We start from the raw sequence: 9,839 nt of genomic DNA on the forward strand, positions 1-9,839 counted from the left end.
GATGCCCTGCGCGCCGGCAATCACCGCGGTGTTGATGCCGATCACCTCGCCACGCGAGGAGACCAGCGGCCCGCCGGAATTGCCCGGATTGAGCGCCGCGTCGGTCTGGATCACGTCCTCGATCAGCCGGCCCTTCTGCGAACGCAGCGACCGGCCCAGGGCCGAGACCACGCCGGCGGTGACCGTCGATTCGAACCCGAGCGGATTGCCGATCGCCACCACCAGATGGCCGCGCTTGAGCTTCTTGGAATCGCCCAGGGCCGCCGCGGGGACCCCGCGCGGCAGCTCGGCGCGCAGCAGCGCCAGGTCGGTGTCCGGATCGTCGCCCAGCACCTGGGCCTCGGTCTCGCGGCCCTCGCTGAGGACGAGGCGCACGCGCGACGCGCCCGCCACGACATGGCTGTTGGTCAGGACCAGCCCGTCATCGGCGATGATGACGCCCGATCCGATGCCGCCGCGCCGGTCGGGGCCGCCGCTTTCCACGCGCACGACCGCCGGGCCGACCCGGTCGGCCACGCTGGAGACGACGCGCGAATAGGCGTCGAGCGGGCTCTCGTCGGCGGGCGAAGAGACGCTCTCAGGCACGGAAACAAGGGTGGAATCGTCAAGCATAGGGGTCTCGCAGGGGATCCCGCCGGCCATGGCCGCGAGGCGCGACGGAACCCGAAAACTGTCGAAAAGCGGCCGGGAGAAGCGCCGCCGGAAAGGGCGGCCAGGAAGGATCTCCTGAATTGCTGCATATGTAGGAAGGCTCACGCACTTCGCCAACAGGGTGGAACGGCGACAAGGACCGCTCCGGCGCGACCGGATGCGGCCGTCAAGACCCTGCCTGATTTAGGGCTACACAAGCGGGGGCGCGGCCGTTAGTTTGCGCCCGCAACCGGGCTTGCCGACCGTCCTTTGGAAACGTCCAACGGCGCTGGAAAGCGCATCAGCAGGGGTTTTTCCCCGCGCCAAGCCTCCTTTTCGGGCCTCCGCCGCCCCATTTAAGGCCTCTCACACCGGTTCCAGACTCAAAGGATTGCCATTTTGACGGCCGTGCCGACCAACCTCACCTCGTCCGCCGCCCCGACCGCGTCCGAATCCCGGCGGACCTTCGCGATCATCTCGCATCCCGACGCGGGCAAGACCACGCTGACGGAGAAGCTGCTGCTGTTCGGCGGCGCCATCCATCTCGCCGGCCATGTGAAGGCCCATGGCGAGCGCCGGCGCACGCAGTCGGACTGGATGAAGATGGAGCGCGCCCGCGGCATCTCGATCTCGAGCTCGGTCATGACCTTCGAGCGCGACGGCCTGACCTTCAACCTGCTCGACACGCCGGGCCACCAGGATTTCAGCGAGGACACCTACCGCACGCTGACCGCCGTCGATTCCGCGATCATGGTGATCGATGCGGCCAAGGGCATCGAAAGCCAGACCCGCAAGCTGTTCGAGGTCTGCCGGCTGCGCGACATCCCGATCATCACCTTCATCAACAAGATCGACCGCGAGGGCCTCGATCCCTTCGCGCTGCTCGACGAGATCGAGAGCACGCTGGCGCTCGATGTCTGCCCGATGACCTGGCCGGTCGGCATGGGTGGCGATTTCCGCGGTGCGTTCGATCTGCGCGACCATCGCTACCTCAAATCCGAGAGCCGGCCGGGAGCCGGCGATGGCCGTGTCGTCGCCACTGGCGGCATCGACGACCCGCAGCTCGACGCGCTGGTGCCCGAAAGAATCCTGGCCTCGTTCCGCGAAAGCGCGGCGCTGGCGGCCTCGGCCTATCCGGGCTTCGATCTGGACTCCTACCGCGGTGGTCATCTGACGCCGGTCTATTTCGGCAGCGCGCTCAAGGATTGCGCGGTCACCGAGCTGCTCCAGGCGCTGGCGACCCTGGCCCCGCCGCCGCGGCCGCAGCCGGCCGAGCCCCGCACCGTCTATCCGGACGAGAAGGCCGTGACCGGTTTCGTCTTCAAGATGCAGGCGAACATGGACCTGAACCATCGCGACCGGGTGGCGTTCCTGCGCCTCTGCTCCGGGCGGCTGCGCCGCGGCATGAAGCTGCGCCAGGTCCATTCGGGCAAGATGATCTCGCTGCAGAACCCGATCTTCTTCTTCGCGCGCGAGCGCCAGCTGGCGGAAGAGGCGCTGCCAGGCGACATCATCGGCATCCCCAACCATGGCACCTTGCGCGTCGGCGACACGCTCACCGAAGGCGAAGAGCTCCGCTTCACCGGCATTCCCAATTTCGCGCCCGAGATCCTGCGCCGCGTGCGTCTCGACGATCCGATGCGCACGAAGCAGCTCCGCCGCGCACTCGAGGATCTTGCCGAGGAAGGCGTGACCCAGGTGTTCCGCCCGATCATCGGATCGCAATGGATCGTCGGCGTGGTCGGCCAGCTCCAGCTCGAGGTGCTCTCCTCGCGCATCGCGACCGAATACAAGATCGCGGTCGGCTTCGAGATGGCGCCCTTCGAGACCGCCCGCTGGGTCGCCGGCGACGATCCCGCCCATCTGAAGCAGTTCATCGAGCGCAACAGCGGCAGCCTCGCCGAGGATCGCGACGGCGCGCCGGTTTTCCTCGCCCGCGATACCTGGGACCTCAACCGCACCATCCGCGACTGGCCCAATCTGCGTTTCCTCAAGACCCGGGAGCGGACCTAGGGTCAGGACCCATAAACTGAACGAAAAGCTCGGATGACGACTTCGAGCTCAGGATGGACCTCGATCAGCCGGTCGGTGGCTTGCCGGTGCAAACCGCCAATTGAGCGTCGAAAGCCCGCTTGTAGGCGGGGCGCGCTTCGCCGCGGGCGACATAGGCAGCCAGCTTCGGGTATTCGTCCAGAATGCCCGATGATTTCAACCTGAGCAGCACCGACACCATCATCAGGTCGCCCGCGCTGAACGCACCGTCGAGCCAGTCGGCATCGCCCAGGCGACTGGAAAGTTGGCCCAGCCGACCGCGGACGCGATCCTCGACCAGAGGCATACGCTGCTTGGACCAGGGCTTGTCGCCCTCCAGGAGTCTGGCGGTTCCGAGTTCAAGGATCGGCGGCTCCACCGTGTTGAGCGCGGCAAACATCCATGTGATCGCGCGCGCCCGGTCATTCGCATCGTCCGGCAGCAGGCCGGCATGGCGCTCGGCGATATGGAACACGATCGCCCCGGTCTCGAACAGGGCGAGATCGCCTTCCTCATAGGTCGGAATCTGGCCGAAAGGATGAAGCGCCAGATGCGCGGGTTCCTTCATCGCCCTGAACGAAACAAGACGAACCTTGTAAGGTTGGCCCACTTCTTCCAGCGCCCAGCGAACGCGCGTATCACGCGCCAACCCCCTGCCGCCATCGGGCGACCGTTCAAAGGCGGTGATGGTGATGGTCACAGTGAGGCTTCTCCTTGGCCAAAATCATCGGCTGCGAGGCTGGCAAGCTGTCAAGGCAAACTCACCGAGATTGAAGACGACCCCGTTCCATGTCCGGTTTGTCCGCGCAGCAGACCTTTGCAAACTCCAATTCCATCTGATGTGACATCGTGATTCAAGCGCGGCAGGAGGACCTGCCGATGTCTGATCAATTCTGGCTGACTAAGGCTCAGCTTAAGCGCATTGAACCCTTTTTCCCCCGGACGCGTGGCTTTCCGCGCGTGGATGACCGGCCTGTGGTCAGCGGGATAGTCCATGTGATCCGGAATGGTCTGCGGTGGCGGATGCGCCCGCGGTCTATGGCCCCCATAAGATGCTCTACAACCGGTTCATTCGCTGGCCCCGCATGGGCATCTTCGACCGAATCTTCGCCAACCTTGCGGCTGAGAGCGGACCGCCCGACCGCGTGATGATCGACAGCACGCATCTTAAGGCGCGTCGGACAGCCACCAGTCTGCTCAAAAGGGGGATTCACCCCGTCTCATCGGCCGCACGAAAGGCGGGCTAAACTCCAAGCTGCACGCGGTTTGCGATGGCGCTGGCCGGCCAGTTATCCTTCTTCTCACAGAAGGACAAAACAGAAGGACAAATGAGTGACCATAAGGGCGCGGCTCTGATCTATCCAATGCTGCCAGACGCCGGGACGATTATTGCCGACAAGGGCTATGATAGTGATGCATTCCGAGACGCTCTCGCCGGACGCGGCATCACGCCTTGCATCCCACCGCGAGCCAAGCGCCGGTCGCCCGCAACATACTGCAAGACTTTGTATCGACAGCGCCACAAGGTCGAGAATATGTTCGCAAGGCTAAAAGACTGGCAGCGTATCTCAATGCGCTACGACCGCTGCGCTCACACATTCTTCAGCGCTATCTGCATCGCGGCAACCATTATCATTTGGCCCGGTCAATGAGTCCTGACCCTAGCCCTTATCCCGACAGGGCCTCGGCACCGGGAAGGGACGCGCGGTCGGACCGGCGCCAGCCTCCAGCGCCGGCCAACGCACGCGCCAGAGCCTCCGCGATCTCGACGGAATTCAGGGGCTGGCGCACCACCTCGCGGATTCCCGCCGCCACCAGCGCGTCGACATCGGTGTCGCGCGGCGAGGACATCGCCAGGATGATCGGCAGATGCGGCGCCAGGGGCTGGAGCGCCTGCGCGAGATCGATGGCCGAATCGGCCCCGACATTGCCGATCACCAGGGCGTCGAACCGGCCCGGCGTCATCTCGCAAACCGTCAAGGCCTCGGCGGGCGACATGAAGCCGACCGGCTCGTAACCGAGAGCCGCCAGCATTTCCTCATGCCGGAGCAGCCGGCGCCGGTCCTGGTCGATGACCAGGATGGTTTCGCCCTCGCCGAAGGGCAGCGCCGGGGCGTTCTCTTCGCGGGGCGGCTCCGCGGCCGCGAAACAGGGAAGCCAAACCTCGAAGCGGCTGCCGACCTCGGGCTTGCTCCAGACCTTGATGGCGCCGCCATGCTCGAGCACGATCTCGCGCACTGTGGCAAGACCGAGCCCGTTGCCGGCGAGACGGGTGGTGAAGAACGGATCGAAGATCTTGTCCAGCACCGCATGGTCCATGCCGCAGCCGGAATCGCTCACCGCGATCCTGACATGGCGGCCGGGCGTCAGCTCGCCGCAGGTGAGCGGCATCCGCCATGCCACCTCCTGCAGCTCCCACTCCATCTGGACACGACCGGCGTCGCCCATCGCCTGCGCGGCGTTCTTGGCGAGATTGACGATGACCTGCTGCAGCTGCTCCGGCTCGCCGAAGATGGTGGCCGCCTCTCTCGTCTCCGGCACGACCAGCTCGACCCGGGGCGGCAGCGAGGCGCGAAGCAGGGATTCAGTCTCCGCCATCAACACCTTCATGCCGATCGGCGTGCGCCGGACGTCGCGCCGGCGGCCGAAGGTGAGAATCTGATCGATCAGGTCGCGCGCACGCTCCCCGGATTGACGGATCTCGGCGAGGTTGCGCGCGGGCCCGCTGTCGGGCGCAACCTGCGCCTCGGCGATCTCGGTATAGCCGAGGATGGCGCCCACGATGTTGTTGAAGTTATGCGCGATGCCGCTGGCCAGAGCGCCGATCGTCTCCATGCGGCGGGCCTGCTGCAGGCGCTTCTCCAGCCGGGCTTGTTCCTGGTCGAAGAACTCCCGTTCCGCCGCATTGGCCAGGGCATCGAGAACGACGCGCAACAGCCCAAGCCCGCCTTGCTGCCGGCGACGAGCCGGGCTCAGCAGATCGAAGCCGAGCAAGGCGTCGACCGACTCCCCCTCGCCGCGCGTGGCGCAGGCCCAGCCCCGCACACCGGCATCCTGAAGGGCACCGCGCTCCAGGCCCGACATCAGCCGGTCGACATGCGGCACATGGATGATTCCCTCGCTGGTCGGATGGAAGCGCCGCGACAGCATCGGCGCGCCGTCGGGCCATCCCACCGGAAAACCGACGCCCTTGCGGCACCAAGCCTGCGTCGGGGTCCGCCGTGAGGGAAGCATCAGATAGGCGCGGTCGGCGCCGACGCAATCGGCCATCTCGGCGAGGGCCTGCTCGATATGCCCGGCAAGCTCCGAGGGCTGGGCCGCGATGAGGCGGGTCGAGATGCCGGCGATCTTGTGCTCGACGGCGGCGCGCCACTGCAGCGCCAATGTCCTTTGCCGCAACCGCAGCCCGAGATGGACCAGAAGGCCGAACAGCAGCAGCGACGTCACATAGAGAAGGCCGCGAAAGACGCGCGCGATATCCCGCGACGCCTGCTGCTGCCGCAGGATCACCGACCGCAGCGCCCTCTGCTCCTCCATCCCCGAAGCGTCGAGCAGCGCCGTGAGGACGCTATCGGTCTCGGGCAGCAGATTGCGAAGCAGCCGGCCATGCGCCAGCAACGCCCGGATCGAATCGGCGCTGGCCGCCGTCGGGGTCAGCGCGGCGAGATCGTCCAGCCGGTCGTCCACGAGACGCGCCGTCTCCGACGAGGTGTCGAGCGTCAGATGCAGCATGGCGGTCGCCAGGGCGCCCACAACCGGCACCAGCGATTCGTTGCCGTTGGACCCGGCGAGGCGATCGCTGAACAGCCCGAAATAGGCCAGCGAGTTTTGAAGCAGGGCGTTGTTGCTCTTGAAGGATTCGAGCAGGCCTTCCTGGTGCGCCGCTGAGCTCATCAGCAGGCCGACGCCGGGCCCGATATCCGGATCCTGCTCCGCGATGGTGCGAAGCTGGATGAGCGCCTCCTTGATCCGGTTCTCCTTCTGCACTAGGGGATCGTAATTGCGCAGCAACCCGGCGCGCGCGGTCAACACGTCCTGCTCCAGCCCGCTCTCGCCGATGGAGAAATCGTCGAGCGCCGTCAACGCCTGGTCGAACAGCTCGGCCTGGGAGTTGATGGCGCGAAACGACAGCCAGGTGAGCAGCATGACCAGCAGCAGCGCGGCAGTGGCGGCCTGAACCAGTCTCATGGCGGCGCCTGGGCCACGGCCCGACCCTGATAGCGGCCCGTCAGGCTTCGCAGATAGGCGACGATGGCCTGAACCTGCTGGCCCGACAGGGTGCGATCGAGCTGGGCGCGGCCCATCCGCCGCACCGCATCCTCGAGCGTTGCGGCACTGCCATCGTGGAAGTAAGGCGGCGTCATCGCGACATTGCGCAGGCTCGGCACCCGCAGGATTTCGGGATTGGGCGCGGCCAGCGGCGCGAAGATGCCGTGACGCTGGAAGAGATTGCCGCCGATATTGACGCCCTGATGGCAGGAGGCGCAGCCCAGCGTCTTGAAAAGGCGATAACCATCCTGTTCCTCGGCGGTCAGCGCCGTGGTCTCGCCATTAAGCCAGCGGTCGAACCGGCTCCCCGGTGTCAGCAGCGAGCGTTCATAGGTGGCGATGGCGTCGAGCAGGCTGGTCCGGTCGGGGCCATGGCCATAAGCTGCGGTGAATTGGCGAACCATCTCCGGATCGTCCGCCAGACGGGCCGCCACATCGTTGGCATTCGTCGCCATGACCGCGGGGCTTTCCAGCGAGGCTTCGGCCTGGCTCTCGAGCGTCCGGAAGCTCCCCTGCCAGCTCAAGCGGAAGCTGAGGGCCGCATTGAAGACGCTGAGGGTATTGAGCGGAAGCGGCGACCCGTCGCGGCCGGTATCGAGCCGGTTGCCGCTGGCCCCATTGGCCCGCGTGTTATGACAGGAGATGCAGGTTCGCGTTCCGTCCTGGGACAGCCGCGGATCCTCGAACAGGCGCTTGCCCAACGCCAGTTTCTGCGGATCGGCTGCCGGAGGCAGCGGAATGGGGGTGATCGGTTCCTGGTTGGCGGAGAACATCGGAACCGACGGTTGCGAAGCGGGGCCGTGGGCCGGCGCTTCGCCCGTCAGGAGCAGGAAAAGACCGGCCAGAAGGGCTCCAACCAGGCAGGGTCTCGCCCACCCATGACGTAACGGCGACGCAGCCGGGGCGGCTGCGTCGGTCGCAAGGGGCGAGGAGTAGGAGGCACGAGACATGGGCGAGGGAATCAGCGCTGGCTATACAAAATAATGGGCCGGGAAGGATGGGCAAACGGCCCACCCTTCCCGGCCTCCAGTTCCACGAGCCGGGGATCGCCAGCCTTCGGCGCGTCACCATCCATCGCGGCCGTCTCTCACGGCGCGTACGATCTGGCCGCGCGAAACCCCGATGTCTTTCAGCATCCGATCGTCGAGCGCGGACAGATCGGCGATGGCGCGCCGGTTCTGATGGCCAAGAACCAGGCTCGACCAGAGCCTGCCCGGCATCGAGAAGAGCCGGGCCTGAAAGCTCGGGCGGTCGGATTCCGCGGTCTCGGCGATGCTCACGTTTTCGAAGATGAGAAGGCTATTCATGCCGAAAGGCTCCTCTGATGAATGACGGGTACGGTCTCGATTCTCGGCGCCCGCGGACACCGGGCGATCGCTGTCCAAACGGAATAAGGACTGGTCGCCGACCGGCTCGTCGTTATTGACATGCCGGTCGGGGCCAATGAGAACGCTTGGGTAAGTCGCGACGGCAGCCCAGGCAACGCCCGCAAGGGCGTTTGCGGTGAACACCGACGTCGCCGTAGCAATGGAGCGCCACCACGCGGTCCGGCCGGATCTTTCCGGAAGCGACCGCTCCTCATTGAAGGCAATCCATCCTTCTCCTGCCTCGGCCCGTTCTCTGTCCCTGCCGGACTCCGACAGGGGTGCAACCATCGCGTCGCCAAAGGCGTGCAGGTCTAAGCGCATCGATCTCTCCACTGGTTTGGTCGGGGAGAGAAATCCTGCGGACCGCATGTTGCGGGATCGTCACGCGATCGCCGAATGTGACTACCGCTGTAGCGGTCGTCTCCAGGCCCGATGCGGCGCATTGTCGCCACGATGGCGCCGTTGAACCGAGACCAGAGCGACCGGCAGAGTCGGATCAGAGCCGTTCGACCGGCAAGGCGAACACATAGCCCACGCCGCGCTCGGTCCGGATGAATCGCGGCGCGCTCGGATCGATCTCCAACTTGCGGCGCAACCGCAGGACCTGCACGTCGACGCTGCGATCGAAGATATCCTCATGGACCCGCGTCGCCTGCAGCAGATACTCGCGCGAAAGCGGACGTTGCGGAGCATCGAGGAAGGCGACCAGCATGGCATATTCGCCTTTGGTGAGGGGAACCGGGGCGCCATTCGGATCGGTCAGGCGCCGCGAGCGCCGATGGAGCTCCCATCCGCCGAATCGGCAACGGCCCTGTTCGGATTCCCGCGGCGGCGCGGCACCGGCGCCTTCCCGCCGCCGCAACACGGCGCGGATGCGAGCCAGCAGTTCCCGCAAGCCGAACGGCTTGGTGACGTAGTCGTCGGCGCCGAGCTCGAGCCCGACCACCCGATCGATCTCGTCGCGCCGATGACCGGTGGTGATGATCACGGGAACGTCGGAACGCAGGCGGATCTCGCGCAGGAGATCGAGGCCGTCGTCCTGGCCCAGGCGCAGATCGAGCAGGACCAGGTTCGGCTCGCCCTCGGCAAATCGCTTCGCCATCTCCTCCCGGCCCGAAGCCGAGACGGTATGGATGTGATACTTCTCGAGATAGTCGACGACCATGTTCCGCATCGTCGGATCGTCATCGACCACGAGGACGCGGGCGGGGCTGGTCCCGTCCTCGAGGGCCGCCTCGTCGTTTCCTTCGAGGGCAGGACGCTTCTCCAGACGGTTCTTGTCGGCAGCCGCCGCTTTGCCGTTGATGATCTGCATCGGCAAGTTGCTTTCCTTGATCAGAATTCGATGGAGCCCCCGAGCGCTAAATGTCCTGTCGGGGCGCTGCTGTCGAGAGTTGTCATTCTTTTGCCATTCGCAAAGTCGCAGAGACACTGATGACACCATTTGTCGCACGCGACCTGACGCGTCTTGTCTCGATCGCTCGAAACCGCACCCGGACGATCACGATTCCGTTATCGATGCCGAGCCTCTTGCAGCAGACC

7 protein-coding genes and 1 pseudogene are annotated in these 9,839 nt (G+C 65.7%); 2 read left to right on the forward strand and 6 right to left on the reverse strand.

The features are described from left to right. Window positions 1-612 (reverse strand): S1C family serine protease (locus tag ACREE8_RS13855; protein WP_431573595.1); only part of this gene is annotated, 612 nt, incomplete at its 3' end. A gap of 426 nt (window positions 613-1,038) precedes the next feature. Between ACREE8_RS13855 and ACREE8_RS13860 the strand changes: the two genes are divergently transcribed. Beyond that, window positions 1,039-2,643: a peptide chain release factor 3 gene (locus ACREE8_RS13860; RefSeq protein ID WP_431573601.1), complete on the forward strand. Its 1,605-nt coding sequence runs from the start codon at window positions 1,039-1,041 to the stop codon at window positions 2,641-2,643. 64 nt (window positions 2,644-2,707) lie between these two features. Here the strand turns inward: ACREE8_RS13860 and ACREE8_RS13865 are convergent, their stop codons facing one another. Continuing rightward, on the reverse strand, window positions 2,708-3,361 hold the full coding sequence (locus ACREE8_RS13865; protein ID WP_431573596.1) for a glutathione S-transferase family protein: 654 nt from the start codon (window positions 3,359-3,361) through the stop codon (window positions 2,708-2,710). Window positions 3,362-3,540: 179 nt separating this feature from the next. Here ACREE8_RS13865 and ACREE8_RS13870 point away from each other — a divergent pair. Then, window positions 3,541-4,313, forward strand: a pseudogene (locus tag ACREE8_RS13870) (IS5 family transposase). A 16-nt stretch (window positions 4,314-4,329) separates the two neighbouring features. On the opposite strand, the gene ACREE8_RS13875 reads toward ACREE8_RS13870, so the two are convergent. The 4 genes from ACREE8_RS13875 to ACREE8_RS13890 all read right to left on the reverse strand — a co-directional run bounded on the left by ACREE8_RS13875 (window position 4,330) and on the right by ACREE8_RS13890 (window position 9,612). Continuing rightward, a complete protein-coding gene (locus tag ACREE8_RS13875; RefSeq protein WP_431573597.1) occupies window positions 4,330-6,849 on the reverse strand; it encodes a two-component system VirA-like sensor kinase in 2,520 nt (839 codons plus the stop codon). Beyond that, window positions 6,846-7,703: a cytochrome-c peroxidase gene (locus tag ACREE8_RS13880; RefSeq protein WP_431573598.1), complete on the reverse strand. Its 858-nt coding sequence runs from the start codon at window positions 7,701-7,703 to the stop codon at window positions 6,846-6,848. The genes ACREE8_RS13875 and ACREE8_RS13880 overlap by 4 nt, the downstream gene beginning before the upstream one ends. Window positions 7,704-7,994: 291 nt before the next feature. Continuing rightward, window positions 7,995-8,618: a DUF1127 domain-containing protein gene (locus ACREE8_RS13885; protein ID WP_431573599.1), complete on the reverse strand. Its 624-nt coding sequence runs from the start codon at window positions 8,616-8,618 to the stop codon at window positions 7,995-7,997. A gap of 175 nt (window positions 8,619-8,793) precedes the next feature. Continuing rightward, window positions 8,794-9,612 carry a response regulator gene (locus ACREE8_RS13890; RefSeq protein ID WP_431573600.1) on the reverse strand — a complete coding sequence of 273 codons (819 nt, stop codon included), beginning with the start codon at window positions 9,610-9,612 and terminating at the stop codon, window positions 8,794-8,796. Window positions 9,613-9,839 lie beyond the last annotated feature (227 nt).

The organism is Hypericibacter sp. (genome assembly GCF_050729195.1).
Taxonomy (GTDB): Bacteria; Pseudomonadota; Alphaproteobacteria; order Dongiales; family Dongiaceae; genus Hypericibacter.

Coding starts and splice junctions, on each gene's coding strand:
- ACREE8_RS13875 (WP_431573597.1), bottom strand. CDS start 6,849: ATGAGACTGGTTCAGGCCGCCACTGCCGCGCTGCTGCTGGTCATGCTG.
- ACREE8_RS13880 (WP_431573598.1), bottom strand. CDS start 7,703: ATGTTCTCCGCCAACCAGGAACCGATCACCCCCATTCCGCTGCCTCCG.
- ACREE8_RS13885 (WP_431573599.1), bottom strand. CDS start 8,618: ATGCGCTTAGACCTGCACGCCTTTGGCGACGCGATGGTTGCACCCCTG.
- ACREE8_RS13890 (WP_431573600.1), bottom strand. CDS start 9,612: ATGCAGATCATCAACGGCAAAGCGGCGGCTGCCGACAAGAACCGTCTG.